The organism is Brevundimonas aurantiaca (assembly GCF_904830995.1).
In the GTDB taxonomy this organism is placed as follows: domain Bacteria; phylum Pseudomonadota; class Alphaproteobacteria; order Caulobacterales; family Caulobacteraceae; genus Brevundimonas; species Brevundimonas aurantiaca.
Genome location: NZ_CAJGVD010000001.1, coordinates 1,019,638 through 1,044,465 on the forward strand (window position 1 = coordinate 1,019,638; position 24,828 = coordinate 1,044,465).

24 protein-coding genes are annotated in these 24,828 nt (G+C 66.6%); 12 read left to right on the forward strand and 12 right to left on the reverse strand.

Annotation, left to right across the window (positions count from 1 at the left end):
- Window positions 1-14 precede the first annotated feature (14 nt).
- The 4 genes from rnr (at window position 15) to rpmG (ending at window position 3,704) form a co-directional block, all read left to right on the forward strand.
- Window positions 15-2,330 carry a ribonuclease R gene (gene rnr / locus JMT67_RS05075; RefSeq protein ID WP_201462861.1) on the forward strand — a complete coding sequence of 772 codons (2,316 nt, stop codon included), beginning with the start codon at window positions 15-17 and terminating at the stop codon, window positions 2,328-2,330.
- Complete coding sequence (locus tag JMT67_RS05080; protein WP_201462862.1) at window positions 2,327-3,040, forward strand: NUDIX hydrolase; 714 nt, start codon at window positions 2,327-2,329, stop codon at window positions 3,038-3,040. Before rnr ends, JMT67_RS05080 begins: the two co-directional genes overlap by 4 nt.
- A gap of 2 nt (window positions 3,041-3,042) precedes the next feature.
- Window positions 3,043-3,450, forward strand: a complete 408-nt coding sequence (locus JMT67_RS05085) for a DUF5990 family protein (RefSeq protein WP_191554245.1) — start codon at window positions 3,043-3,045, stop codon at window positions 3,448-3,450.
- Between the two features lie 86 nt (window positions 3,451-3,536).
- A complete protein-coding gene (rpmG, locus tag JMT67_RS05090) occupies window positions 3,537-3,704 on the forward strand; it encodes a 50S ribosomal protein L33 (protein ID WP_003164451.1) in 168 nt (55 codons plus the stop codon).
- A gap of 79 nt (window positions 3,705-3,783) precedes the next feature.
- On the opposite strand, the gene JMT67_RS05095 is transcribed toward rpmG, so the two are convergent.
- Window positions 3,784-5,145: a PleD family two-component system response regulator gene (locus JMT67_RS05095; protein WP_191554246.1), complete on the reverse strand. Its 1,362-nt coding sequence runs from the start codon at window positions 5,143-5,145 to the stop codon at window positions 3,784-3,786.
- The gene (locus tag JMT67_RS05100; RefSeq protein ID WP_182713570.1) at window positions 5,142-5,507 is read right to left on the reverse strand and encodes a response regulator; all 366 of its coding nucleotides are present in this window, start codon (window positions 5,505-5,507) and stop codon (window positions 5,142-5,144) included. Before JMT67_RS05100 ends, JMT67_RS05095 begins: the two co-directional genes overlap by 4 nt.
- Window positions 5,508-5,613: 106 nt before the next feature.
- Between JMT67_RS05100 and JMT67_RS05105 the strand changes: the two genes are divergently transcribed.
- The 3 genes from JMT67_RS05105 to JMT67_RS05115 are packed head-to-tail and all read left to right on the forward strand — an operon-like array spanning window position 5,614 to window position 8,963.
- Window positions 5,614-6,882, forward strand: a complete 1,269-nt coding sequence (locus JMT67_RS05105) for a DNA polymerase IV (protein ID WP_201462863.1) — start codon at window positions 5,614-5,616, stop codon at window positions 6,880-6,882.
- A gap of 8 nt (window positions 6,883-6,890) precedes the next feature.
- Window positions 6,891-8,186: a nicotinate phosphoribosyltransferase gene (pncB, locus tag JMT67_RS05110; protein ID WP_201462864.1), complete on the forward strand. Its 1,296-nt coding sequence runs from the start codon at window positions 6,891-6,893 to the stop codon at window positions 8,184-8,186.
- A 36-nt stretch (window positions 8,187-8,222) separates the two neighbouring features.
- The gene (locus tag JMT67_RS05115; protein ID WP_201462865.1) at window positions 8,223-8,963 is read left to right on the forward strand and encodes a polysaccharide deacetylase family protein; all 741 of its coding nucleotides are present in this window, start codon (window positions 8,223-8,225) and stop codon (window positions 8,961-8,963) included.
- Between the two features lie 6 nt (window positions 8,964-8,969).
- Here the strand turns inward: JMT67_RS05115 and JMT67_RS05120 are convergent, their stop codons facing one another.
- A complete protein-coding gene (locus tag JMT67_RS05120; protein ID WP_201462866.1) occupies window positions 8,970-9,260 on the reverse strand; it encodes a hypothetical protein in 291 nt (96 codons plus the stop codon).
- 67 nt (window positions 9,261-9,327) lie between these two features.
- Window positions 9,328-10,233: a hypothetical protein gene (locus tag JMT67_RS05125; protein ID WP_201462867.1), complete on the reverse strand. Its 906-nt coding sequence runs from the start codon at window positions 10,231-10,233 to the stop codon at window positions 9,328-9,330.
- Window positions 10,234-10,336: 103 nt separating this feature from the next.
- Here JMT67_RS05125 and JMT67_RS05130 point away from each other — a divergent pair, with 103 nt between their 5' ends.
- Together JMT67_RS05130 and JMT67_RS05135 are read left to right on the forward strand one after the other, a co-directional pair.
- On the forward strand, window positions 10,337-10,795 hold the full coding sequence (locus tag JMT67_RS05130; protein ID WP_182713552.1) for a RidA family protein: 459 nt from the start codon (window positions 10,337-10,339) through the stop codon (window positions 10,793-10,795).
- Window positions 10,792-11,940 (forward strand): GNAT family N-acetyltransferase, encoded by a 1,149-nt coding sequence (locus JMT67_RS05135; protein ID WP_201462868.1) that lies wholly within the window; start codon window positions 10,792-10,794, stop codon window positions 11,938-11,940. Before JMT67_RS05130 ends, JMT67_RS05135 begins: the two co-directional genes overlap by 4 nt.
- Before the next feature lie 111 nt (window positions 11,941-12,051).
- Here JMT67_RS05135 and JMT67_RS05140 read toward each other — a convergent pair whose 3' ends face one another.
- The 3 genes from JMT67_RS05140 to clpS form a co-directional block, all read right to left on the reverse strand.
- Window positions 12,052-13,776: a class I SAM-dependent methyltransferase gene (locus JMT67_RS05140; RefSeq protein WP_201462869.1), complete on the reverse strand. Its 1,725-nt coding sequence runs from the start codon at window positions 13,774-13,776 to the stop codon at window positions 12,052-12,054.
- Window positions 13,777-13,867: 91 nt separating this feature from the next.
- Window positions 13,868-16,171 (reverse strand): ATP-dependent Clp protease ATP-binding subunit ClpA, encoded by a 2,304-nt coding sequence (gene clpA / locus JMT67_RS05145; protein ID WP_152950651.1) that lies wholly within the window; start codon window positions 16,169-16,171, stop codon window positions 13,868-13,870.
- A gap of 13 nt (window positions 16,172-16,184) precedes the next feature.
- On the reverse strand, window positions 16,185-16,514 hold the full coding sequence (gene clpS, locus JMT67_RS05150; RefSeq protein ID WP_054766176.1) for an ATP-dependent Clp protease adapter ClpS: 330 nt from the start codon (window positions 16,512-16,514) through the stop codon (window positions 16,185-16,187).
- 167 nt (window positions 16,515-16,681) lie between these two features.
- Between clpS and JMT67_RS05155 the strand changes: the two genes are divergently transcribed.
- Complete coding sequence (locus JMT67_RS05155) at window positions 16,682-17,170, forward strand: nuclear transport factor 2 family protein (RefSeq protein ID WP_233455804.1); 489 nt, start codon at window positions 16,682-16,684, stop codon at window positions 17,168-17,170.
- 59 nt (window positions 17,171-17,229) lie between these two features.
- Here the strand turns inward: JMT67_RS05155 and JMT67_RS05160 are convergent, their stop codons facing one another.
- The gene (locus JMT67_RS05160) at window positions 17,230-17,709 is read right to left on the reverse strand and encodes a phasin family protein (protein ID WP_054766995.1); all 480 of its coding nucleotides are present in this window, start codon (window positions 17,707-17,709) and stop codon (window positions 17,230-17,232) included.
- 243 nt (window positions 17,710-17,952) lie between these two features.
- On the opposite strand from JMT67_RS05160, the gene JMT67_RS05165 reads away from it, so the two are divergent.
- A complete protein-coding gene (locus JMT67_RS05165; protein ID WP_152950654.1) occupies window positions 17,953-19,383 on the forward strand; it encodes a D-alanyl-D-alanine carboxypeptidase in 1,431 nt (476 codons plus the stop codon).
- A gap of 21 nt (window positions 19,384-19,404) precedes the next feature.
- Here the strand turns inward: JMT67_RS05165 and JMT67_RS05170 are convergent, their stop codons facing one another.
- The 3 genes from JMT67_RS05170 to JMT67_RS05180 form a co-directional block, all read right to left on the reverse strand.
- A complete protein-coding gene (locus tag JMT67_RS05170) occupies window positions 19,405-21,093 on the reverse strand; it encodes a cisplatin damage response ATP-dependent DNA ligase (protein WP_054766179.1) in 1,689 nt (562 codons plus the stop codon).
- A 105-nt stretch (window positions 21,094-21,198) separates the two neighbouring features.
- Window positions 21,199-23,016, reverse strand: coding sequence for an ATP-binding protein (locus JMT67_RS05175; RefSeq protein ID WP_183214786.1), 1,818 nt, complete (start codon window positions 23,014-23,016; stop codon window positions 21,199-21,201).
- Between the two features lie 83 nt (window positions 23,017-23,099).
- A complete protein-coding gene (locus JMT67_RS05180) occupies window positions 23,100-23,405 on the reverse strand; it encodes a BolA family protein (RefSeq protein WP_054766996.1) in 306 nt (101 codons plus the stop codon).
- A gap of 45 nt (window positions 23,406-23,450) precedes the next feature.
- On the opposite strand from JMT67_RS05180, the gene JMT67_RS05185 reads away from it, so the two are divergent.
- Window positions 23,451-24,119 (forward strand): J domain-containing protein, encoded by a 669-nt coding sequence (locus tag JMT67_RS05185; RefSeq protein WP_054766181.1) that lies wholly within the window; start codon window positions 23,451-23,453, stop codon window positions 24,117-24,119.
- A gap of 12 nt (window positions 24,120-24,131) precedes the next feature.
- Here the strand turns inward: JMT67_RS05185 and JMT67_RS05190 are convergent, their stop codons facing one another.
- A complete protein-coding gene (locus JMT67_RS05190) occupies window positions 24,132-24,809 on the reverse strand; it encodes an SDR family oxidoreductase (RefSeq protein ID WP_191554256.1) in 678 nt (225 codons plus the stop codon).
- Window positions 24,810-24,828: the final 19 nt, after the last annotated feature.

Here is a 24,828-nt window from a genome sequence, read left to right on the forward strand (position 1 = left end):
CTACGAAAGACGCAATGACCAAATCACCCAAGAGGCCGCCCGCCGGTCTCCCCGACAAAGACACCCTCCTCGCCTTTCTGCGCGAGGCCGGATCGGCCGAGAAGACCGATATCGCCCGCCACTTCGGCCTGAAGGGCGGCGATCGCCGGGCCCTGCGCGAAATGATCCGCGAGCTGGAGGCTGAGGGCCGGCTGGGCAAGCGCGGCCGCAAGGGCTTCTCAGAAGCCGGCGCCCTGCCCCCCGTCGGCGTCGCCGACGTGATCGAACGCGACGGCGACGGCGAACTGTACGTCCGCCTGGTCGAGGCCGGCGCCGATGCGCCCCGCGCCCTGTTGATGCCTGACAAGGCAAAGCCCGGTCCCGCGCCCGGCCTGGGCGACCGGCTTTTGGTCAAGTTCCAGCGCGGCGACGACGGCTGGGAGGCGCGACTGATCAAACGGCTGGACGCCGGGACGAACCGTGTCCTGGGCGTCATCCGCAAGTCGGCGCGCGAGACCCGCGTCGAACCGGTCGACCGTCGCTCCAAGGACGTGCTGCTGGTGCCCCAGGCCCAGTCCGGCGATCTGCGCGACGGCGATCTGGTCCTGGCCGCCATTGAAAAGGGCGACCAGCGCTATGGGCCCAAGCGCGGCAAGATCCTGGAACATATCGGCAAGGAGGACGACCCCCGCGCCGCCTCCCTGATCGCCATCCACGCCCATGGCGTGCCGACCGGCTTCTCCGAGGCGGTGGAGCGCGAGGCCGAGGATCAGGAACTGCCGACGCTGAAGGGGCGCGAAGACCTGCGCGAAATCCCCTTCATCACCATCGACCCCGCCGATGCGCGCGACCATGACGACGCCGTCTACGCCGCCCGCGACGAAGATCCGAAGAACCCCGGCGGCTGGATCGTCTGGGTCGCCATCGCCGACGTCGCCGCCTACGTCCGGCCGGGCAGCCAGCTGGACCGCGAGGCGCGCGACAAGGGCAACTCCACCTACTTCCCCGACCGCGTCGAGCCGATGCTGCCCGAGGTGCTGTCGAACGGCCTGTGCAGCCTGAAGGAAGGCGAGAACCGCGCCTGTCTGGCGGTACGGATGGTGTTCGACAAGGACGGCCGCAAGACCGGCCACAAGTTCGTGCGCGGTCTGATGCGGTCGCACGCCAAGCTCAGCTACGAACAGGCCCAGGCCGCCATCGACGGGCAAACTGACGACACGACCGGCCCGATCATGGAGACCATCCTCTATCCGCTGTGGAACGCCTACCACGCCATGCTGAAGGGCCGGCTGAAACGCAGTCCGCTGCAGATCGAATCCGCCGAGCGCCGCATCCGTATGGCCCCGGATGGCGGCATCGCCTCCATCGAAAAGCGCGCCTCTCTGGAGGCGCACCGGCTGATCGAGGAGATGATGATCCAGGCCAACGTCTGCGCCGCCGAGACCCTGGAGCAGAAGAAGACGCCCCTGATCTACCGCGTCCACGACGCGCCCAGTCAGGAGAAGATCTTCAACCTGGCCGACTTCCTCTCGACCATCGGCAAGCCGTGGAACAAGGGCGAGCCGGGCACGACCAAGCGGTTCAACAAACTGCTGGACGAGACCCGAGACGGCGAATACGCCGATGTGGTCAATGAGGTAGTGCTGCGCACCCAGATGCAGGCTGTCTATTCGCCGGACAATGTCGGCCACTTCGGCCTGAACCTGGACCGCTACGCCCATTTTACCTCGCCGATCCGGCGCTATTCCGACCTGATCGTCCACCGCGGCCTGATCCGGGCGCTGGGGCTGGGCAAGGATGGACTGACCGACCGCGAGATCGCCGAACTGCCCGCCATCGCCGAGGGCGTCACCATGACCGAGCGCCGGTCGATGGCGGCAGAGCGTGACGCCATGGACCGCTATATCGCCGCCTTCCTGGAGGACCGCGTCGGCGCCGCCTTCACCGGACGGATCACCGGGGTGACGCGCTTCGGCCTGTTCATCCGGCTGGACGAAACCGGCGCCGACGGCCTGGTGCCCGTCTCGACCCTGGGCAGCGAATATTTCGCCCATGACGACCGCGCCCATGCCCTGGTCGGCGAACGCACCGGCAAGCGCTTCACCCTGGGCCGGATGGTCGAGGTCAGGCTGGTGGAGGCCACGCCCGTCACCGGCGGCCTGGTGTTCGAAATGCTCAGTGAGCCCGAGGCCCGCGATCCCAACGCTCCAGCCCCACGCTACGGCGTCCGGGGACGAGGCGGCGACGGCCCGCCGATGCGCGGCAAGACCCGGCCGGGCGGCCCCAAGCCCCGCAACGGCTCCAAACCTTCGGGCGGGCTGAAGGGCGTGCGTAAGGGCAAGCGGAGGTGACCCCCTTCGACGCCGCGCAGGACCTGACCGACGCGCCTCGCGTCGGCGGCGCCCAACGCCCCAAGGACGCGGCGACATTGATCGTGACACGGGGCGGGTCGCGGCCTGAGGTGCTGATGGGGCGGCGGGCGCCGGGCCATGTCTTCATGGCGTCGAAGTGGGTGTTTCCCGGTGGGCGGATCGACCGGGCGGATTTCACCGCCGCCTCGACCGGCGCCTTGGCGTCAGACGTCGCGCGTCGGCTGGAGGTTGAGGTTCCCGCCCGCCGCGCCCGCGCCCTGGCCCTGACGGCGATCCGCGAGACCTTCGAGGAGACCGGGTTGATCCTGGGGCGCGCCGCGCCCTCCGCCAGCGTCGCTGGACCGTGGCGCGAATACCGCCAAGCGGGCGCCCTGCCCGATCTTTCGGTCCTGTCCTACATCGCCCGCGCCGTTACGCCGCCCGGCCGCACGCGCCGGTTCGACGCTCGTTTTTTCATGGCCCCAGCCGAGGCCCTGCTGACGCCCGAGCCGACCGCAGGGTCGGGCGAGCTGGACGAAATCGCCTGGTTGCCGCTGGAAGACGCCCGCGCCTTGGATCTGCCCGCCATCACCCGCTTCGTGCTGGGCGAACTGGCCGAGCGGCTTGGCCAGGATCGAACCAGCCCCGACCGCCCCCTCCCCTTCGTCCGCATGGTGCGCGGCCGCCACATCGTCGATCACAGGGACTGACCATGCCCAGCGCCATCACCCTGCGGCTGACCACAGCAGACCCGGTCCCAGGCGTCGCCTACAGCCTGCAGGACAAGGCCAACACGCCGGTCAAACCCCGTATCGCCGGTGACGGTCCGATCAGTTTCGACGTCCCCGTGACCCTGTCCGACGACGGGCGGCTGACCGGCCCCTTCGTCCGGCGCGAGGGGCCGTTGCGCCGCTTCATCTATATCGCCATCGGCACATCGGCTGGACAGCACGGCGAATGGAGCCGTCGCGCCAAGATCGATGTCCACGACATTCCCGCCGCCCTTCTGGCCCAGGCCCGCGCCGGTCAGACGCTTGAGGTGATTCTGCCCGGCCGTGCCCGCGACGGCGGCCCCGCCTGCGCGACTGTGCGGCCTCTTCAGCCGTGGACGGCCGTCTGAGATTGGGCCGTTGACTTTGGATCGAGTCTGAGTATGTTCCGCGCCTCTTATTTTAAGCGGCTTTCGCCGTCGCAGAGGTAATTCCGATGGCCAAACCGGCTTCCATCAAGATCCGCCTGAACTCCACGGCCGACACCGGCTTCTTCTACGTCACCAAGAAGAACGCTCGCACCATGACCGAGAAGATGGTCGTCAAGAAGTACGACCCGGTCGTGCGCAAGCACGTCGAGTTCAAGGAAGGCAAGATCAAGTAACGCCTTGATCCGCTGACAAAGGAAAACGCCCGGCTGGTCGCAGCCGGGCGTTTTTCGTTGCGGCTAAGCCGTTGCGACGTCAGACCGCGCGCGCGACGACCTTGTTGCGGCCGCCGGCCTTGGCTTCATAAACGCCTTCATCGGCCCGCTTCAGCAGGGCCTCGGGCGTGTCCCCGGCGCCGGTGGTCGCGGCGACGCCGATCGACAGGGTGATGGTCAAAAACTCCTCGCCGCCCATCACGCGGAACGGCGCTGCGGCGATGTCGCGGCGAATACGCTCGGCCACCATGCGGGCGTCCTCCAGACCCGCGCCCGGCATGACCACCACGAATTCCTCCCCGCCCATACGGCAGGGCAGGTCCACGGCGCGCACATTGGTGGCCAGCCGGACCGCAAACTCGGCCAGAACCTCATCGCCGGCGTCGTGGCCGAAACCGTCGTTGACCGCCTTGAAGTGGTCGATATCCAAGACCAGCACAGCCACCGGCGAGCCGCCGTGTGTGGCGCGCCCCACCAGGGCCTGCAGCTGGCCGGCCATGTAGCGCCGATTGTGCAGGCCCGTCAGAGAGTCGGTGACGGCCATTTCCAGACTGCTGTCCAGCTTCTGGCGCAGGAAGTCCGTATAGCGTTTGCGCCGGATCTGGGTGCGGACACGGGCGGAAAGCTCCTCGGTGTCGATCGGACGCGGCAGGATGTCGGTAGCCCCCAGCTCCAGCGCCTTGACCATCCGAGGTCGCTCGCCAGGCTCCACGATTGCGAGGACCGGCGCGCGCCGCGCATCGCCGGACTTCAGCATGGCGACGACCCTTAATCCGTCGAAACTCTGGGCCGCCACATTGACGATGATCAGATCCAGCGGCCCCTTGGCCGCCGCAAGCGCCGCCTGGGGGTCGGTCTCCACCACCACGCGGTGTTCGCGGCCCAGTTCCGCAGCGACCGCTGCGGCCTGGCTTTCGTCGTCATCGACGATCAGAACCCGGCCGCCTTCGGTTCTCAGACGCGCTGCAGCCTCGTCGCCCACGCCCATGCGCCGGCTGCTTTCCTCGCGCTCGCGCAGTTCGTCCATCACCTGCTTCAGCCGCGTCAGCGACTTGACCCGCGCCAGCAGCACCACATCGTCGATCGGCTTGGTCAGAAAGTCGTCGGCCTCGGCCTCCAGACCGCGAATCCGATCGGCTCGGCCGTCCAGGGCCGTCACCAGCACCACCGGAATGTGGCGCGTCTCAGCTCGCGCCTTCAACCGCCGACAAGTCTCGAAACCGTCCATGCCAGGCATCATGACGTCCAGCAGGATCAGGTCCGGCTGCTCTTTCGCCGCCAGGGTCAAGGCCGTCTGACCGTCGTGGCAGGTCAGCACGTCGTAATATTCGATGGTCAGCTTGGCCTCGAGCAGACGCACATTCACGTCCACATCATCGACGACCAGAATTCGCGCGCTCATCCCAGATGCTGCCGAATGGTCTGGAGGAAGTGCATGACCGATATCGGCTTGGAGATATAGGCCTCGCAACCGCCCTGACGAATCCGCTCCTCATCGCCCTTCATGGCGAAGGCGGTCACGGCGATGACGGGAATATGGTTCAGCTCCTCGTCGTCCTTCAGCCATTTGGTGACTTCGAGACCCGAAATTTCAGGCAGTTGAATATCCATCAGGATCAGGTCCGGATGGTGCGCGCGCGCCAGGGCCAAGGCCTGCAGCCCCTCTCGGGTCTGCAAGGTCTCGTAGCCCTGGGAATCGAGCAGATCATGAAAAAGCTTCATGTTCAGCTCGTTATCCTCGACGATGAGGACTTTCTTGGACATCATCACCTGACCTGGGTCGCCGGCGAATTGGCGACGCCGCGTTGAACGTCATACTGCCTGCCCAGTCTTAAGTTGGGGTGAAGCCAAGGTTACGGAGACCTTAAGCGTGGCCATAAAGGCCGTTTGTCGCGACTGTCTGTGGACCGGAACCGACCCCGCCGGGCCGCCGGATCGGCGCTGCCCGTCGTGCGGATCGCGCCGCATCGTCGCCCACACGGAACTGGATCGGTTGACGATCGCGCACATAGACTGCGACGCCTTCTACGCCTCGGTCGAAAAGCGCGATCGGCCCGAGCTTCGCGACCGGCCGGTGATCGTCGGCGGGGGAAAGCGCGGCGTGGTTTCGACCGCCTGCTATGTCGCCCGCCAATATGGCGTCGGCAGCGCCATGCCGATGTTCAAGGCCCTGAAGGCCTGTCCCGATGCCGTGGTGATCAAGCCGGACTTCGCCAAATACGTCTTTGAGTCAGATCGCATCCTGGGCGCCCTGGGCCGGCTGACGCCCCTGATCCAGCCGCTGTCGCTGGACGAGGCCTGGGTCGATCTGTCGGGCACGGAGCGACTGAACGGCGGGCCTCCGGCCTTTCAATTGATCCGGTTTCAGAAGCAGATCGAGGAAGAGACCGGCCTGACCGTCTCGATCGGCCTGGCGCCCAATCGCTTCCTTGCGAAAATGGCCTCGGAGATGGACAAGCCGCGAGGCTTTTCCGTCATCGGCGCAGGGGATGCCCAGGCCCTGCTGGCGCCCCGCTCCGTCACCGCCCTGCCCGGCGTCGGCCCGGTGTTCGGCAAGGCGCTGCGCAGCGACGGCTACGCCACCATCGGCGATCTGGCCCGGGCCGACGTCCGCGACCTGGTCAAACGCTATGGGGAGTCCGGTCTGCGCCTCTACGACCTGGCCCACGCCCGCGACGCCCGCGCCGTGAACCCGGAGCGGGACCGCAAGGGCATGAGCGCCGAGACCACCTTCAATGAGGACCTCAGCACGGCCGAGGCGCTGGAGGCCGAGCTCTGGCCCCTGTGCGAGAAGCTGGCTTCAAAGGCGCGGCGCGACGGCGTCGCCAGCCGCGTCCTGGTGCTGAAACTGCGCCGCACCGACTTCAAGATCGTCACCCGGCGGATCAGCCTGGCCGAACCGGTCCAGACCGCCCGCGCCCTGTTCGCCGCCGGTCGCGATCTGCTGCGGCCGGAACTGGGGCCGCCCTATCGGCTGATCGGTATCGGCATGGCGGATATTCAGGATGCCGAAGACGCGCCTGTCGGTCTGTTCCAAAGCGCCGAGACCCGCCTCCTGAAGACCGAACGGGCCATCGACCGGCTGCGAGAAAAGTTCGGCAAGGACGCCGTGGTGGCGGGTCGGGCGCTTAAGACCTAAGAGGGCGCATGGACCTCGCCAAACGCGCCTTCGACCACGGGTTCCGCCTGGACCCGATCGTCCGCAGCCTGCTGGACACCGATTTCTACAAATTGCTGATGTTGCAGATGATCTGGCGTGAACATCGCGACACGCCCGTCGTCTTCCAGGTCATCAACCGCACCCGGTCGGTCCGTATGGCGGACGAGATCGACGTCGCTGCACTGCGCGACCAGCTGGACCACGCCCGCACATTGCGCTTCACCAACAAGGAATTGGTCTGGCTGGCGGGCAACAGCTTCTATGGGGTGAAGCAGATCTTCTCGCCGGACTTCATCGCCTGGCTGACCGACTACCGCCTGCCCGACTACGACCTGTCGGTTCAGGACGGCCAATATGTCCTGACCTTCTCCGGCGCCTGGGCCGAGGTGACCCTGTGGGAAATCCCCGCCCTGGCCATCCTCAACGAACTGCGCTGCCGCACAGGGCTGCGTCGGCTGGGACGGTTCGAACTGGACGTCCTCTATTCGCGGGCCAAGACCCGGCTGTGGTCCAAGGTCGAGCGGCTGCGCATCCTGCCCGACCTCGCACTGTCCGATTTCGGCACCCGTCGTCGCCACGGCTTCCTGTGGCAACGCTGGTGCATTCAGGCCCTGAAGGAAGGTCTGGGCCGGTCCTTCATCGGCACCTCCAATGTGCTCCACGCCATGGAGAACGATCTGGAGGCCATCGGCACCAATGGCCACGAACTGCCGATGGTCCTGGCCGCCCTGGCCCCCGACGACGCCAGCCTGGCCCAGACGCCCTATGCTGTGCTGGACGAGTGGCGGCGGCACTACGGCGGCAATCTGCTGGTCGTCCTGCCCGACGCCTTCGGCACCGAGGCCTTTCTGGATCAGGCTCCCGACTGGGTCGCCGACTGGACCGGCTTCCGCCCCGACTCGGCCCCGCCGATCCCGGCGGGCGAACGGCTGATCGACTGGTGGCGCGAACGGGGCCGCGATCCGCGCGAGAAGCTGCTGATCTTCTCCGACGGCATGGACATCGACGGCATCGAAGCGGCCCACGCCCATTTCCATGGCCGCACCCGGCTCAGCTTCGGCTGGGGCACCAATCTGACCAATGACTTCCGCAAGTGTTCGCCCGCTTTCGCCCCCGAGCTTGAGCCTATCTCCCTGGTCTGCAAGGTGGTCGAGGCCGGGGGGCGCCCCGCCGTCAAACTGTCGGACAATCCGGAAAAGGCCGTGGGCGATCCGGCCGAAATCCAACGCTATCGCCGCGTCTTCGGCGAGCGCGGCCTGACCGCTCGACCCGTTGCGGTCTGAAACCCGGCCTTAAGCCCGATCCGCGATAAGGGCGACATGAACGCCTTCGTCGATAAGATGCGCCGCCGCGCCGGCCGTTATCTGGATGTCCGCCCCGTGACCATCCGGTCCCCGCGAGGCGTGCTGAGCCTGTCGTTCGACGACATCCCCGCCTCCGCCTGGCTGGAGGCCGGGCCGGTGCTGGCCCAGCACGGGGTGAAGGCCACCTATTATGTCTGCGGCGGTTTGGCGGGCGGGCGCAATCTGGATCTGCCGCAGTTCGAGACCGCACACCTTCAGGCCCTGCACGCGGCGGGGCACGAGGTCGGCTGCCACACCTATGAACACGTCTCGACCCTGCGCCTGTCGCCAGCCGAACTGGACGCCAGCCTGGCCCGCAACGCCGCCTGGGTGTCGGAACGGCTGGACGGCTATCGGATGCAGACCTTCGCCTATCCGTTCGGCGACTGCGCCCTGGGGTCCAAGGCGGTGATTGAGCGGCGCTTCCTATGCGGCCGAGGCGTGCGCGACGGGATCAACACCGGCCGCGTGGATCGCAATCTGGTGCAGGCCATCGGCCTGGAGAGTCGTCGCCTGCCCGGCTATGATCTGGAACAGCTTGTCGCAGACACGGCGGGCTCTAGAGGCTGGCTGATCGCCTACGGCCACGACGTCAGCGACGCGCCCACCCCCTATGGCTGCCGCCCCGAAGACATCGACCGGCTGATCCGGCTCGCCAAGGCCGCCGGGCTGGACATTCAACCCGTGGCCTCGGCCTGGGGCCGCCTTACCGACTGAAACGGCTTAGAAAACGCCCACGGCGCCCTCGGCCCAAATCAGCAGAACCGCCAGGACCACTGCGGCGCAGACGGCCAGAGCCAAAGAACGACGTTTGATCAAAGCCAGCGTCAGTTCGATCAAGGCGCCCGCCCCGACCAGCAAGACGCCCGCGAACAGGAAGTCCGACGCCGTCCAGGCGACCTCGCGAGTGAACTGCATGGCCACCAGCGGCGCCGATAGGGCCAAGGCCACAAGGCCCCAGCCGACCAAACGCAGAGGATGCGTCCCGCCCGCACGCTTCGCCGCCATCGACATGCCGTCGCTCCAATCCGAAAATGTCAGCACACTAATCGATAATCGGGCTATCGAACATCGCCGGCTCTCAGACGAGGGCGACGGCCTTGCGCCGATCCGCCCAGGCGATCAGTTCCTTCCTCGGCCAGACCATCAGCCATGACCGCGCGGTGTAATCACCGCTGTCGATCAACGCCTTTCGCGACGCAGAGGCTGTTGCCGCCCGCTGTGTGTGAATCTCGCCCGGCCCTTGATGCACCATAAAGGCCCCGCCCTTCAGCGGGTTCAGCCGCAGGTGCGCCAGGCGGGGGCTGATCTCGGTCAGGGGCGGGTCGTAGAACCAGCTGGAGCCGATCATCCCCGCCAGCTCCGGTCGCGTCCGACAGATTTCCGCCGCCGTGGCCCAGGCGTCGTTCCAACCCTCCTCGTTGAAGCCGCGTAGCCAGCGGCTCTCGGTATGGACCTCCAGCCAGGGCTCGCGTTTGGCGCCCGCCTTCAGATAGCGGAACAGCGGGCCTAAGCCCCAGCCGTCGCGCACATGTTTGATGATCTGTCCCGGCCCCACCGGCGAACTCAGGTCGATGACCTGGCTCTTGGCCGCCGGCACGCTGAGCGCCAGGCTGAAGCGAACATCCTTGGCCCAGTGGTCGAAGTCGTAATCGCCCTCCGCCTGGGTCAGGAAGGCCGCCAGCTGTTCGATCCAATAGGGATAGAGGGACAGCACTTGGGGCGGCAGAGCCAGGGTCGCGACCCGATCCGGCAAGCGCAGGGCCCAACTGGCGATGAGGCCGCGTCGAACCGCGTCAGAGGCGGATGCGCCCAGAACGGCGTCCACCGCCCTGGCCGGCATTTCGAAATCCCAGTGGGGCGCGGCCTCTGCGGCCTTGGCGGCGGCGGGCTCCATGGCTGCATCAATGTGCGCCCAGTCCGACGGCGAAAGGCGCGCCAACACGGCCTGAAAGGCGGCGACGTCAGAGGTCAGGTGCAGATCCATGAGCGCCATCCTGGCATATGGCGATTGGCGAAGGCTTAAGACGCCGGACGGGTGACGCCGCCCTTGCGCCGCGCTAAACCGCCGACCAGATCAAGGAGCCCCCATGACCATCGAATCCCGTATCGCCGAACTCGGCATCACCCTGCCGGAACCCGCCAAGGCGGTGGCCAACTATGTGCCCTTCGTCCAGTCGGGCGCGGTCGTCCATATCTCGGGCCAGCTGTCGAACGACGCCTCGGGCGGGATCAAGGGCACGGTCGGCGTAGACGTGACGCCGGAACAGGCCGCCGCCGCCGCCCGCCTGTGCGGGATCAACCTGCTGGCCCAGATCAAGGCCGCCTGCGACGGCGACCTGTCCAGGGTCGTGCGGATCGTGAAGCTGGGCGGCTTCGTCCAGGCGGGACCGGAATTCGAGGCCATTCCCGCCGTCATCAACGGCTGCTCGGACCTGATGGTCGAGGTGTTCGGCGACGCCGGCCGCCACGCCCGTTCCGCCGTCGGCGTCTACAAGCTGCCCCTCGGCTTCGCCGTCGAGGTGGACGCCGTCGTGGAGATCCGTTGACCTTCACACTGACGGTTCACGACGGGATCGCCGACATCGGCCGCGAGGCCTGGGACGCCTGCGCGTGTCCCACCGGCGATCCCTTCGTCTCCTACGATTTTCTGCACGCCTGCGAGGCGTCCGGCAGCGCCGCGCCGCACCAGGCTTGGGCGCCGCGACACCTGGCCCTGCGTGACGAGGATGACGCCGTCCTGGGCGTCATGCCCCTCTATCTGAAGGGCCACAGCCAGGGCGAATATGTCTTCGACCACAGCTGGGCCGACGCCTATGAGCGTGCCGGCGGTCGCTATTACCCCAAGCTGCTGGGCGCCGTGCCCTTCACCCCGGCGACCGGCCCACGCTTCCTGAACCACCCGGATACGGACGCGGCCGCCGTGCGCCAGGCCCTGCTTCAGGGCGCCCTGACCCTGGTCGAGCGGCTGGGCGTCTCGTCCCTGCACGTCAACTTCCCGACCGAGGTCGAATGGACGGATATGGCCCAGGCCGGCCTGCGGCTCCGCCAGGACATCCAGTTCATCTGGCGCAACACCGACTATAGGACCTTTGACGACTTCCTGGCCGCCCTGTCGGCCAACCGCCGCAAGACCATCCGCCGAGAACGTCGCGACGCCCAGGCGGGTCTGGACATCCGCATCCTGACCGGCGCCGCCATCACCGAGGCGCATTGGGACGCCTTCTTCGCCTTCTACATGGACACGGGCGACCGCAAATGGGGACGGCCCTATCTGACGCGGGACTTCTTCAGCCGCGTGGGCGCGACCATGGCGGACCGGATCGCCCTCGTCATGGCCTTCCGCGACGAAAGGCCCATCGCCGGCGCCTTGAATTTCATCGGCCGCCACGCCCTGTACGGCCGCCAGTGGGGCGCGCTGGAAGACGTGCCCTTCCTCCATTTCGAGCTCTGCTATTATCAGGCGATCGAGTTCGCCGTTGCGCGCGGCCTGTCCCGCGTCGAGGCGGGCGCCCAGGGCGAGCACAAGATCGCACGCGGCTATCTGCCCTCCCCCGTCTACTCCGCCCACTTCATCGCCGACCCCGCGCTGCGCGGCCCGGTCGCCGACTATCTCCGTCGCGAAGGCCCCGCAGTGGAGGCGCAGAGGCGAGAGATGACCGAGGAACTGTCGCCCTTCAAAAAAGAAAACTGACCCTCTCCCGCTTGCGGGAGAGGTGGCCCGTCGTTCGCGAATCGAACCAGGGTCGGAGAGGGGGAGTCTTGTTTGGCTGGAAGAAGACTTCCCCCATCGTCAGCCGTCTCGCTACGCTCGACGAGCTGACACTTCCCCCGCAAGCGGGGGAAGGTCCACCCAGGCCGGCTTCTGGGCCCACAGATGGTACATGCCGGCGAACAGGTTGGGGTGTTGTGCCTCCAGCTTGTCCCATAGGTCCAGGTCCAGCGGATCGGCGCGCCCGAAGGCCGAACGGAACGCCGACTGAGCCTCGGGCAGGGCGTCGAAACCGATAAGGCGGAGACCAGCGACGGCCAGCAGATCGTCCAGTTGGGGCGGCGTGTAGCAATGTTCTTGCACGTGGAAGACCAGATCACGGCATCCGCTGAGGCTGTAGAAGTCCGCGCTTTCCTTCAGCGCCGCCAAGGGCTCGTCGTCCGGCAGGGCCAGGACATGGGCGCGGAACGCCCGGATGTCCGCATCGACGGGCGTCCACCCCATCTGCCGGATCAGGTCATGCGCCGCCCGCACCACCGCCCGCGCCCGCTCGCTGTAGAGCCCCAGCCGCACCACGCCTCCGGGCCGCAGAACGCCCGCCAGCCGCGCGAGCCCGTCCTCCGGTCGCGCCATATGGTGGATCACCCCGGTGCTGGTGACGACGTCGAACCGCGCCTGAACCTGGTCCAGCTGCAGGATGTCGCCCTGAACAAACCGGATCTGCGTCAGACCCAGGTCTTCGGCCACCCGCATGCCGTGGGCCAGGCTGGCGCGGCTCAGGTCCATCGCGGTGATCGCCAGCGAAGGGTCCATCCGCGCCAGGTCGATGGGCTCGAAGCCCGTGCCGCATCCGGCGATCAGCACCATCTCCACACGATCGCCGAAGGCCTTACGATCCAACCCCGGCAAGACTGAAACGGCTTCACGAAGCGGCCGAGGTCGCGGCGAAGGCGGCGCCGACCAGCGCGGATAGGGGTTGGCTTCGTACTGATCCTTGACCGCTTCGGAGACCGCGTCCTCGCAGTCGGGCGTGAAGGCGGGAACCGTCCGGGCCAGATTCCGCTCGCGCGCCGGTTCGTCAACGGCGCGCCGGATCAGTTGAGCCTGGATCTCGCCCTCGCCCAGGGCGGACACGTCTGCCGGGGTCGGCGGTCTGTACAGGATAGCCGCCACACCCTCAGCCTGCCGCGCCGAAGCGACATATTCGGACGCGAACCCGTTGACGCCCAAGGCGGCGATCAGAACGCCTATCGCGGCGTTCGGCCTGCCCCCTTCCACCGACATCTCTGCCAGGGCATCGCGCACGGCCTCCAGCCGAACCTCCATGGCCGGGCTGACGTTCACGCACCGCGACAGGAAGGCCAGCCACAGCGGATCGCGGCCCGTGTCCGACAGCATCGACGCCGATCCATCGAACCGCGCCTGCTTCAGCAACAGGGTCTCGGCGGTCACCCGCGCCAGCGTCTGCGGGTCGACGGCTGGAGAGGCCAGGCACGTCTGCAGGTCGCGATCCAGCACGGCGTTCCAAGCATTGGGCGTCAGGCCCGCCAGCAGACGCGCGAAAGTCGGCTCTGTCCGCCGCCGCAGCACATCATCCCCGACCGCCGTAGCGCGGCTGAGCAGTTGAGCCGCCGTTCCGGGATCGCCGTGCTCGGCCAGGAACAGACCCAGACCCGACAGTGCGGGGGCGAAATCCGGCGCCGCTTTCAGACAGGCCTTGTAGGCCGCAAAGGCGCCGTGCAGGTCCCCGTCCGCCTGCCGCCGCTCGGCCTGGGCGAGCAAGGCCGCCGCCTCTTCAATCTGTTCAACCTGCCCCATCGACCCAGTATGCCGCCGCCGAGCGCGCCGCGCATGAAAAAAGGCCCGGGCGTCTCCGCCCGGGCCTTCCGCTCGTCGTCGCTCGGGCTGATCAGGCCGTCTCTTCTTCCTCCGACTTCGCCGGAACGCCGCCGGCGCTCTTGATGTCGAAGTCGATCTTGCCGTCCTTCAGCTGGACCTTGACGTGTCCGCCGCGCGTCAGACGCCCGAACAGGATGTCGTCGGCCAGCGGCTTCTTGATCGAATCCTGGATGACCCGCGCCAGCGGACGCGCGCCGTACAGTTCGTCGAAGCCGTTCTTGGCCAGCCAGTCGGCCGCCTCGTCGGTCAGTTCGATGGTGATGTTGCGGTCCGCCAGCTGGGCTTCCAGCTGAAGGATGAACTTGGTCACCACCGAGCGGATCGTGTCGGCCTGCAGCGGCTTGAAGGCCACAATGGCGTCCAGGCGGTTCCTGAACTCCGGCGCGAACAGACGCTGGATGGCCTTTTCGTCCTCGCCCTCGACCTTGCCGCGGCCGAAGCCGATGGAGGCGCGGGCATTGTCGGCGGCGCCGGCGTTGGTGGTCATGATCAGGATGACGTTCCTGAAGTCCACCTTCTTGCCGACCGCGTCGGTCAACAAGCCGTTGTCCATCACCTGCAGCAGGATGTTGTAGACGTCCGGGTGCGCCTTCTCGATCTCGTCCAGCAGCACCACCGAATGGGGATGCTGATCGACGGCGTCGGTCAGCAGACCGCCCTGGTCATGGCCGACATAGCCGGGAGGCGCCCCGATCAGGCGGCTGACGGTGTGCCGCTCCATGTACTCGGACATGTCGAAGCGCTGCATCTCGATGCCGAGGGTGGAGGCCAGCTGACGCGCCACCTCGGTCTTGCCGACGCCGGTCGGACCGCTGAACAGGAAGCTGCCGATCGGCTTGTTCGGATCACGCAGACCCGCCCGCGCCAGCTTCATCGCCGCCGACACCTGTTCGATCGCCTGTTCCTGACCGAAGACCACCCGCTTCAGATCGACCTCCAGCTCGCGCAGGCTCTCGGTGTCCGACTTGGACACCGACTTGGCCGGGATGCGCGCCATCTTGGCGATGACGGCCTCGACCTCCTTCTGGCCGATGACCTTCTTGCGCTTGGATTCGGTCAGCAGCATCTGCGACGCCCCGGCCTCGTCGATCACGTCGATCGCCTTGTCCGGCAGTTTCCGGTCGGTCATGTAGCGCGCCGACAGCTCGACCGCCGTCCGCACGGCGCTGTCAGTGTAACGAACCTTATGGTGCTGTTCGTAATAGGTTTTCAGACCTTTCAGGATCTTCACCGTATCCTCGACCGTCGGCTCGTTGACGTCGATCTTCTGGAAGCGGCGCACCAGGGCGCGGTCCTTCTCGAAGTGTTGGCGATACTCCTTATAGGTCGTCGATCCCATGCAGCGCAGCGAACCCGAAGCGAGGGCCGGCTTCAGCAGGTTCGACGCATCCATGGCCCCGCCCGAGGTCGCGCCGGCGCCGATCACCGTGTGGATCTCGTCGATGAAGAGCACGGCGTTGTCGTGGTTCTCCAGCTCCTTGACCACCTGTTTCAGCCGCTCTTCGAAGTCGCCGCGGTAGCGGGTGCCGGCCAGCAGCGCGCCCATGTCCAGCGAATAGATGGTGGCGTCCTTCAGGACGTCGGGCACCTCGCCGTTGACGATCTTGCGGGCCAGACCTTCGGCGATGGCGGTCTTGCCGACCCCGGGATCGCCGACCAGCAGCGGATTGTTCTTGGTCCGGCGGCACAGGATCTGGATCGAGCGTTCGACCTCGGCCTGACGGCCGATCAGGGGATCGACCTTGCCCTGGCGCGACTTCTCATTGAGGTCGACGCAATAGGCTTCCAGCGCCTCGCCGCCCTGTTTGACCGCCGACTGGTCTTCGGCCTCCTCAGGCGAGGCGCCCTTGGCCGGACGGGTCTCGCCGGCGCCGGCCTTCTTGGCGATGCCGTGGGCGATGAAGTTGACCGCGTCATAGCGGGTCATGTCCTGCTCTTGCAGGAAGTAGGCGGCGTGGCTCTCGCGCTCCGAGAAGATGGCGACCAGCACGTTTGCGCCGGACACCTCTTCGCGACCCGAGGACTGGACGTGGATGACCGCGCGCTGGATCACGCGCTGGAAGCCCGCCGTCGGCTTGGCGTCCTCGCCGTCCGCCGTCGCGAGGGCGGCTAGATCATTGTCGACATAGAGGTTCAGCGCCGCCTTCAAGGCCGACAGATCGACATTGCACGCCCGCATGACATTGGCGGCGTCCGGGTCGTCGATCAGGGCCAGCAACAGGTGTTCGAGCGTGGCGTACTCGTGCCGACGCGCATTGGCGTAGCCGACGGCGCGGTGCAGGGTTTCTTCGAGAGGACGGGAAAATGAAGGCATAGGGAGGCTCCTCTCAGTCCTTTTCCATCGTGCATTGCAGAGGGTGCTGGTGGCGGCGCGCGGTTTCGATGACCTGCGCGACCTTGGTCTCGGCGACTTCATAGGTGTAGACGCCGCAGACCCCCACGCCATGCTGATGCACATGCAGCATGATGCGGGTGGCTTCTTCTCGGCTCTTCTGGAAGAACCGCTCCAGCACATAGACGACGAATTCCATCGGCGAATAATCGTCGTTCAGTATGAGCACTCGGTAAAGCGAGGGCTTCTGAAGCTTGGGCTTTGTTTCGGTGACGACGGCGGTTCCTTGTCCGCCGCCTGTTTCACCGGGCCTTTGTATGGGCATTCGTGTTCCGTATCGGGGAGTCGTCTTGTCTATCAGATAGGGAATGATGGACTGATTTGAAGCGGCGTCCAGTCACGGCTTTCGTGAGCGGAGGCTGACGAAAGATTCACGTGATCCCGCAACCCTTTCGCCACAGGTTGGGACATCCCCAATCAAAGGTCGCCCCCATGTCCGTCGCCCTCGCCGCCGCGCCATTGGCCGCATTGGCGCTGCTCGCCGCCCCCTCGCCGGGCCAGACCCAGCGCGAGTCGGTCATGGCGGCGGACGCCCGGCTCTTTTCCGTCTTCTTCGAAGCGTGCGACCCTGCGACCCTGCGGACGCTCGTTACGGACGATTTCGAATTCTTCGACGACAGGGGCGGTCGGGTGGCGACGGATGCGGACGGTTTCGTGGCCCAGTACGCCGATCGGTGTCAGGACCGCCTTGCGCCGGACGCCTGGCGGTCTCGACGCGAAGCGCTTGCGGACGCGGTGGCGGTCTATCCGATCGAAAACTACGGCGCCGTCGAAACCGGCGAACACGTCTTTTATGAGAGGCGCGGGGACGGCCCCGAAACCCGCGTCGGCCGCGCCCGCTTCACCCAGATGTGGAAGCGCGAGGGCGAGACCTGGAAGCTGGCGCGCGTCTTCAGCTACGACCACACGCCCCTGCCCTGAAGACAAAGAAAAGGCCCCGAGGCGAACCTCGGGGCCTTCGAATGCTTCGATCGCCAGACTTAGCGGGCGGCCTGGAAGGTCTCGACCGAGGCGGTGACGCGCTCATTGATGGGCTTCAGGCTGTCCTTGACCGTCGTGGTGACGATCTCGTTGGTCTTGGCCAGTTCGGACATATAGCGTTCCATGGACTTCTTGGCCCAGGTCGTCTGAAGTTCGAAGAACTCCTGGACCGAGCGGGCGGTCGACAGTTCCTTGGCGGCGGCGACGCCGTCTTCCCAGCTCGTCTTGGCGAAGCCCAGGGCCTGTTGCGACAGGGCTTCGGCGCCCTTCTGGGCGACGGTGGCCGACTCGACCACGGCGTCCAGGTTCTTCTTACCGTGGGCGTTCAGTTCGGTCAGCGAGGCGACGGATTTGTCGATGCCTTCACGCAGCGCCTTGGCGCCGGCGGCCTGGAATTCGGCGGCATGGGCCTGAGCCTGGTTTTGGGCCTTGGCGGCGGAATCGGCGGTCTTCTTAATGGTTTCGGCGGTGTCGGCCATGGTCATGTTTCCGATTGGTTAGGGGGACGGCGCAATCTAGTTGACCCAGGGTCATCCCCTTTATGCTGCACAAGCGAACAAAAATCAAGGATCATTGTGCATTGCACCATTTCGTGACTCGCTCTTCAAATTCGCGTTGATGATCGGTTAACCACCCTGAAACCCGCCTCTCCTATGCTAGACCTCCAATCGCGTCGGCCGGGGGGCCTGTCGCACCCTGCTCACCGAGGGTCGTATCCGCCCATGCTGTCACTGTTCCGCCGTGGTCTCTTCGCCGTTCTCGCCCTGTCGCTGGTGTTCAGCGCGAACGTCCGGCCGATCGAAGCCCAGGCTCAAAGCCAGGAAAACAGCCGCTACGCCGCCATCGTCATAGACGCCGCCTCGGGCGAGGTTCTGTTTTCGCGCCATGCCGACGCCCGTCGTTATCCGGCCTCCCTGACCAAGATGATGACGCTCTATTTGACCTTCGAGGCCCTGTCTCAGGGCCGGGTCAAGGCTGACGACGTCCTGACGGTTTCGCCCCACGCCGCCTCCCAGCCGCCGTCGAAACTCGGCCTGGCGGCGGGCCAGACCATCACCCTGGACGACGCCATGCGCGCCACCGCCGTGCGGTCGGCCAACGACATGGCCGTCGCCATCGCCGAACATGTGGGCGGTTCCGAAAGCCGGTTCACCAGCCTGATGACGCAGAAGGCCCAACAGTTGGGCATGACCCAGACGCGCTATTTCACCGCCAACGGCCTGCCCGATGCGCGCCAGGTGACCTCAGCCCGCGACCAGGCCATCCTGGCCCGCGCCATCATGCGAGACTTTCCCCAGTACTACAGCTATTTCGGCCTGCATGACTGGGCCTACAACGGCCGCAGCTATCGCAACACCAACGGTCTCCTGCCCACTGGAAACGGCTATGACGGGATGAAGACCGGCTATACCAACGCCTCGGGCTACAATCTCGCCGCCTCTGCGGTGCGCGATGGACGTCGGCTGATCACCGTCGTGCTGGGCGGTCGCTCCAGCGCCAGCCGCAACGCCCATGTCGCCGAACTGATGGACACCGGCTTCGAGGTCGAACGGCGGCGGGCGCAGGGCGAGTCGATCCAGATCGCCCAGTCCTTCTTCGAACAACGCGGCTTCGGCGTCGGCTCCGAAGCCCTGTCGCCCAGCGCCCCGGTGGCCTACGCCGCCTTGTCGGATGACGAAGACGCTATCGGCGGCGAAACCTCGGCCGTCGCCTATACGGCGGCCCCGGCCCCGGCGGCTTTGCCGACACGCGTCACGCCCGCCCCTTCGGAACGACGCGCCGCCGCCGACACAGCCGGTCGGGCGCCCGCCAACCTCACCGCCTCTCTGAACGGTGGATCCGGCGGTGCGGCGCCTGCGCGCCGAACCACGCCGCCGCCCGCCCGCGAAGCCGCAAGGGCCGCCCCATCACGCGCCTCAGGCCGGTGGGCTGTTCAGGTCGGCGCCTTCAAGGATGAAAAGGTCGCTTCCGACTGGCTGACGGAGGTCAATCGCCGCTTCCGCACCCAATTCGCCAACGCCGAACGCAATGTTCAGACGGCGGGCGAATGGTACCGGTCGCGCTTCACCGGACTGACCGAGGACGCCGCCAAGGCGGCGTGCGAGGCTCTGTCGGAACGTCGCGTCACCTGCATGGTCGTGCGCCCGGACTGACGCCGCAACCGGCGCGGGTCGTCAACTCCGAGCCACCCGTCCGCCGCCGCTTTCCAGGGCGTCCAGAAGATCCATCACCCCGTCCAGGGTGTCGGCTTCGCGCGCCGGCTTGTCCCAGCGGATTCGGCTGATGCGGGGAAAGCGCATGGCGACGCCGGACTTGTGCCGCGACGATCGTTGAAGGCCCTCGAATGCGATCTCCAGCACCAGGCCGAAATCCCGTTCTGCCCGAACCGACCGCACCGGTCCGAACCGCTCGACGGTATGGTCCCGCACGAACTTGTCCAACTGCTTCAGCTCTTCGTCGGTAAAGCCGAAATAGGCCTTGCCGACGGGGGTCAGCGCACCGGCCTCGGTCCAGACGCCGAAGGTGTAGTCTGAGTAGAAGCTCGACCGTTTGCCGTGACCGCGCTGGGCGTACATCAGAACGGCGTCGATGACGTGGGGATCACGTTTCCACTTGAACCACGGCCCCTTTGGTCGGCCGGCCACATAGGGACTGTCCCACCGCTTCAGCATCAAGCCCTCGGCCGCCGCCCCGACCGGCGGATCGGCCCGCAGCCGCGCCAACTCCGTCCAGTCTGCGTAATCGACCAGAGGCGAGAGATGCAGGCGCGCCTCGGGATGGGCGCCGACCAGCGCCTCCAGCCGGGCGCGGCGGTCTCTGAGGGGCAGCGCCCGTAAATCGCCGGTCTCATCGGCCAGCAGATCATAGGCGATGACGGCGGCGGGAAAGGCGGCCATGGCCTTGGCGTCGACCGTCTTGCGGTTCAGCCTTTGCTGCAGATCGCCGAAGGGCGCCACGGCCCCGTCCCGCCAGACCACCAGTTCGCCGTCCAAGGCGCCCGCGAAGGCTAGGGTCTCCATCACGTCAGGAAAAGCGGCTGAAATCTCGTCGCCGGTGCGCGACCACAGTTTGCGCACACCGCCCTCGACCACCGCCTGAACGCGGATGCCGTCCCACTTCCATTCGGCGGCGTAGTCGGCTGGATCGAGCCGCGGCAGATCGGCCGTCTCATCGACGGCCACGGCCAGCATGACCGGCCTGAACCGTCCGGGCGCATCGGGGCTCGGCCGTTCGGCGCGACCTTCCAGCCAGGCGAACAGATCGGCGTAAGGCGGGTCCACAGCATGCCAAACCTCCTCCACCGCCGATACATCCACCGGCTCCAGGACCGCACGCGCCTCCCCGCCTTCCGCCTTAGGAGGTGCAACCGCTTCGGCGGGGCGCATCATGGCCGCCGCCGTCTTGGCCAGGCGCGCCGACAGACCGACCCGCAGTCCGCCCGTCATCAGCTTCAGCAAGGCCCATCGCCCCTTCGGCTCCAGAGCGTCCAACCAGGTTTCCAGCAAGGCTCGAACCTCGGTGCGGCCCGCAGCGCGCAGCGCGTCCACCACCTCGCCCAGTTCGGGTTCGCGGTTGGGGCGATGATCCGATTGACCGGGCCAGATCAGGGCGACGGTCTCGGCCAGGTCGCCGACATAGTCGTAGGACCAGCCGAACAGGGTCGCATCGACCCGCCCTTCGACCGCCTTTCGGATCATGGCCGGCTTGGCGGCGTCGAAGGTCAGATCCCCCGTCAGGGCCGCCAAGGCCCAGCCCCGATCCGGATCGGGGGTCGCCTTCAGATAGTCCCGGACCAGCACCAGTTTGGCGTTGCGCGACGCCGTCAAAGACAGGCGATCCAGAAGTTCGGCGAAGGCGCGCATGATGATCCAGTCTGCCCGCGGCGAGCGGCGCCGTCAGCCAAGAACGAAGAAGGCGACGGAGGTTTCCCGCCGCCGCGCCTTGCGCGCCCCCTTAAATCAGTCGCGTCAGGCTGCGGCCGACTGGCTCGGCGAATCCTCGGCGGCGCTCAGGGCTGCGCGCCCGCCGGCGGCACGGCCCATCATCTCCGCCAGGGCGGCGAAGTCGATCGGCTTGGTCAGATAGGCGTCCGCGCCGGCCTCCAGCCCGGCTTCGTGATCCTCGCTGCGGGCTGAGGCCGACAGCACGACGATCGGCGTGTCGGCGTTCGGCCCGTCTCCGTCCCGAATGCGCCGAGTCGCCGTCAGCCCATCCATGACCGGCATGTTGACGTCCATGATGATCAGATCGAACGGCTGTTCGGACGCTGCCTCTACGGCCAACTGTCCATTCTCCGCCGTGACGGCGGCGTGGGAGGCCGTGCTCATCCAGGCTTCCAGGATCATGCGGTTGACGGGGTGGTCCTCGACCACCAGCACCCTCAGCGCAACCCCTTCCTCGACCTCGGCCTCTACGGCGCCGGTCGCGACAGGGCGAACCCATTCCACGACCTCGGCCTCTACGGTCAGGGTGAAGCACGATCCGCGCCCCACCTCGGAGTCCACCGTGATGTCGCCGCCCATGATGTTGGCCATGCGGCGTGCGATGGTCAGACCCAGGCCCGTTCCGCCGAAGCGCCGCGTGGATGAGGCGTCCACCTGGGTGAAGGGCTGGAACAGCCGGGCCAGATCCGCTTCGGATATGCCCGATCCGCTGTCCGTCACCGAGAATTCAAAGCCGACGCGCCGATCGGAGATGCGCGTGCCGCGGACGCGATAGAGAATTTCGCCGCCGTCGGTGAATTTCACGGCGTTGGACAACAGGTTCTGCACGACCTGACAGACGCGCAGCGGATCGCCGCGCACGACCGCCGGAATCTCGCCTTCCAGTTCAGACGCGAACGTCAGACCCTTGGCCTCGGCCTGGGCCTCGAAGGGTCCGGTGATCCGACGGTGAAGGTCCTCCACCACAACATCGACGACCTCGAAGGTCATCTTGCCGGCCTCGATCTTGGTCATGTCGAGAATGTCGTTCAGCAGCGACAGAAGGTTGTCGCCGGAGTTGCGGATGATCGACAGATATTCGCGCTGGGCGGCCTCCAGTCGAGTTGCGCTGAGCAGCTGCGCCGCGCCGAGGACGCCGTTCATCGGCGTTCGCAGCTCGTGCGAAATGACGCCGAGGAAGTTGGACTTGGCCTGGTTCGCCGCATCCGCCTTGTCGCGGGCGGCCTCCAGCTCTTCGATGAGATGGGCCTGGTGGGCTTGGAAGGCCTCGATCCGGCTCTCGCGCAACATGGTCATGGTCACCAGCACGAACAGCACGGCGACCACGCACGGCAGCACCGCAATCATCGACCAGAACTGAGGCTCGCCCCAGCAGCTCAGCAACATGATCGCCGCCGCCGCCCCATAGGGCGACGAGACGATGATCGCGTGCAGCGGCGAATTACGAAGCTGGGCGAAGACCAGCACATAGCCGCAAATGATGAAGCCGACCGCCAAAGCCTGGCCGAAAACCGCGCCGGAGTACCAGGCCATCAGGGGGGCGACGGCCCAGGCGGCGGTGGTGACGGTCGCGACCGCTGGGAAGACCATGCCCCAGCCTGCCTCCACCCGATCACGCAGCTTGTGCTCAACCACGCCCCGGATCGTGCCGGCCCCCAGGGTCATCACGAACCAGATCAGAGCTTGCCACCAAGGGGCGGTGCCCAACAGCGCCAGGGCCCAGGAGGCGATGATGACATAGCGCAGATACTGGGTTTGCAGGATGGCCGTCAGGGCCTGGGCCGGGTCGCCCGCGCGCCGATCACCGGGAAATGTCTTAGCAACACCGTCCGATTCAACCATATGAACCCGCCCCCACGTTCTTTGTAAGGCGCGACGCTAGTACGAAGGTTCTAAGACGGAGTGAACGCTGGTCTCCGCCGCAATCAGACGCTGTGAACGGCCTCCGCCGGCGTCAGGGCCTTTATGGACAGGGCGTGTACAGGCCCGGCCAGTTCGGCGCGCAGCAGGTCGTTGATCCGGCGCTGGCGCAGCACTCGCGAAACGCCCTCGAAGGCGGACGACACGATCACAAGGTTGAAATGACTCTCCCCACCCGGCTGGGCGTCCATGCCGCCCTCGTGATGGTGGCCGGCGTGCCGCCAGCTGTCGTCCTCGATCTCAAGACGTTGCGGCGACAACGCAGCGGTCAGTTTTTCACGGATAATCGTCGCCACGGGCCCGTCTGACATGATCGTTTCCTTGAAGAGGTCCAAATCCGAACTACACTTCGTGTGATGTCCGCCTCCTTTCAATACAAGCCGCGATTCACCGACATTCGCGTGAAGCCGCCAAAGGCCGAGGAGGAAGCGGCCCAGGCGGATGTTTTGCATCTCAAGCCCGGCGAAAAGCCGTGCCAGTGGCCGGACTGCCGCCGCGCCGCAACCGCCAAGGCGCCCAAGTCGCGCGAACGACTGAACGACTTTTATGAGTTCTGCCAGGCCCATGCGGGTGAGTACAACAAGGGCTGGAACTTCTACGCCGGCATGACCGAAGGCGAGATTCGCGCGGCTCAGGAAAACGAGGCCATGACGGGCGGACGCCCGACCTGGGAGATGAAGGCGGGTCGATTCACGCGCGAAGCCGCCGCCTTCTCGGCGAAGATGGGTACGTCGAACACCACAGGCGCCGGCTCATGGCGCGACAGTTTCGGCCTTTTCGGCCGTCGCGGCGATCAGGCGCCCCAGTCGCCGACCGAGGATCGGCGCGTCGGCAAGCTGGAGCGCGGCGCCTTGGCCGATCTGGACCTGGAGCCCGGCGCGGACAAGGCGGCGGTCAAGGCCCGCTACCACGAGATGCTGAAGCGCTTTCATCCCGACACCAACGGCGGGGACCGCGGCGCCGAGGCCAAGCTACAGCGGGTGATCAAGGCCTGGAAGACGCTGAAGAAGGCGGGCCTGGCCTAGGACAGCTCGCCCCTAGTCGGCGTAGATCATCTTTCGCGTCATCCCGCCGTCCAGGGTCAGCACCTGTCCTGTGACGAACTCGGCCGCCGCCAGATAGAGCACGGCCTGGGCGACGTCCTTCGCCCGCCCCACCCGACCGACCGGATGCTGCTCATGGTCGGCAGCGGTCACATCGTCAGGATCAGCGACCCACCCCGGCGCGATCGCATTGACCCGCACCTTTGGCCCCAGGCTGATCGCCATGGCGTGGGTCAGGGCGACAAGGGCCCCCTTGGCCGCGGCGTAGGCTTCCGTCTCCGGCTCGGACATGAAGGCGCGGGTCGAAGCCATGTTGACCACGCTCGCCCCTTCCTTCAGGCGGGGAATGACTGCACGGCTCATCAGAAAGGCGCCGGTCAGGTGACTGTCGAGGGTGAGGCGCCATGCCTCCAGCGACAATTCGGCCAACGGACCATTCGCGGGATCAGCGATGCCGGCGTTGTTGACCAGAAGATCGAGCTCGGACCACCCCAGATCCTCGAAGGCGGCGGCGACCGAGGCTTCGTCGCCGACGTCGCACAGGATCTGCCGCGTGCCCGGCGCGGCGGCCTTCTTGTCGAATGAGACGACCTGCCAGCCTTCGCTGGCCAGAGCCTGACATATGCCGGCGCCGATCAGGCCGGCGCCTCCCGTGACGATTGCTCTCTTCATGATCCGACAACCGCCAAGC

Coding starts and splice junctions, on each gene's coding strand:
- JMT67_RS05100 (WP_182713570.1), bottom strand. CDS start 5,507: ATGTCCAAGAAAGTCCTCATCGTCGAGGATAACGAGCTGAACATGAAG.
- JMT67_RS05115 (WP_201462865.1), top strand. CDS start 8,223: ATGAACGCCTTCGTCGATAAGATGCGCCGCCGCGCCGGCCGTTATCTG.
- JMT67_RS05120 (WP_201462866.1), bottom strand. CDS start 9,260: ATGTCGATGGCGGCGAAGCGTGCGGGCGGGACGCATCCTCTGCGTTTG.
- clpA (WP_152950651.1), bottom strand. CDS start 16,171: ATGCCTTCATTTTCCCGTCCTCTCGAAGAAACCCTGCACCGCGCCGTC.
- JMT67_RS05130 (WP_182713552.1), top strand. CDS start 10,337: ATGACCATCGAATCCCGTATCGCCGAACTCGGCATCACCCTGCCGGAA.
- JMT67_RS05170 (WP_054766179.1), bottom strand. CDS start 21,093: ATGCGCGCCTTCGCCGAACTTCTGGATCGCCTGTCTTTGACGGCGTCG.
- JMT67_RS05095 (WP_191554246.1), bottom strand. CDS start 5,145: ATGAGCGCGCGAATTCTGGTCGTCGATGATGTGGACGTGAATGTGCGT.
- JMT67_RS05180 (WP_054766996.1), bottom strand. CDS start 23,405: ATGTCAGACGGGCCCGTGGCGACGATTATCCGTGAAAAACTGACCGCT.
- JMT67_RS05190 (WP_191554256.1), bottom strand. CDS start 24,809: ATGAAGAGAGCAATCGTCACGGGAGGCGCCGGCCTGATCGGCGCCGGC.
- JMT67_RS05155 (WP_233455804.1), top strand. CDS start 16,682: ATGTCCGTCGCCCTCGCCGCCGCGCCATTGGCCGCATTGGCGCTGCTC.
- pncB (WP_201462864.1), top strand. CDS start 6,891: ATGGACCTCGCCAAACGCGCCTTCGACCACGGGTTCCGCCTGGACCCG.
- rpmG (WP_003164451.1), top strand. CDS start 3,537: ATGGCCAAACCGGCTTCCATCAAGATCCGCCTGAACTCCACGGCCGAC.
- JMT67_RS05160 (WP_054766995.1), bottom strand. CDS start 17,709: ATGGCCGACACCGCCGAAACCATTAAGAAGACCGCCGATTCCGCCGCC.
- rnr (WP_201462861.1), top strand. CDS start 15: ATGACCAAATCACCCAAGAGGCCGCCCGCCGGTCTCCCCGACAAAGAC.
- JMT67_RS05085 (WP_191554245.1), top strand. CDS start 3,043: ATGCCCAGCGCCATCACCCTGCGGCTGACCACAGCAGACCCGGTCCCA.
- JMT67_RS05125 (WP_201462867.1), bottom strand. CDS start 10,233: ATGGATCTGCACCTGACCTCTGACGTCGCCGCCTTTCAGGCCGTGTTG.
- clpS (WP_054766176.1), bottom strand. CDS start 16,514: ATGCCCATACAAAGGCCCGGTGAAACAGGCGGCGGACAAGGAACCGCC.
- JMT67_RS05140 (WP_201462869.1), bottom strand. CDS start 13,776: ATGGGGCAGGTTGAACAGATTGAAGAGGCGGCGGCCTTGCTCGCCCAG.
- JMT67_RS05175 (WP_183214786.1), bottom strand. CDS start 23,016: ATGGTTGAATCGGACGGTGTTGCTAAGACATTTCCCGGTGATCGGCGC.
- JMT67_RS05165 (WP_152950654.1), top strand. CDS start 17,953: ATGCTGTCACTGTTCCGCCGTGGTCTCTTCGCCGTTCTCGCCCTGTCG.
- JMT67_RS05185 (WP_054766181.1), top strand. CDS start 23,451: ATGTCCGCCTCCTTTCAATACAAGCCGCGATTCACCGACATTCGCGTG.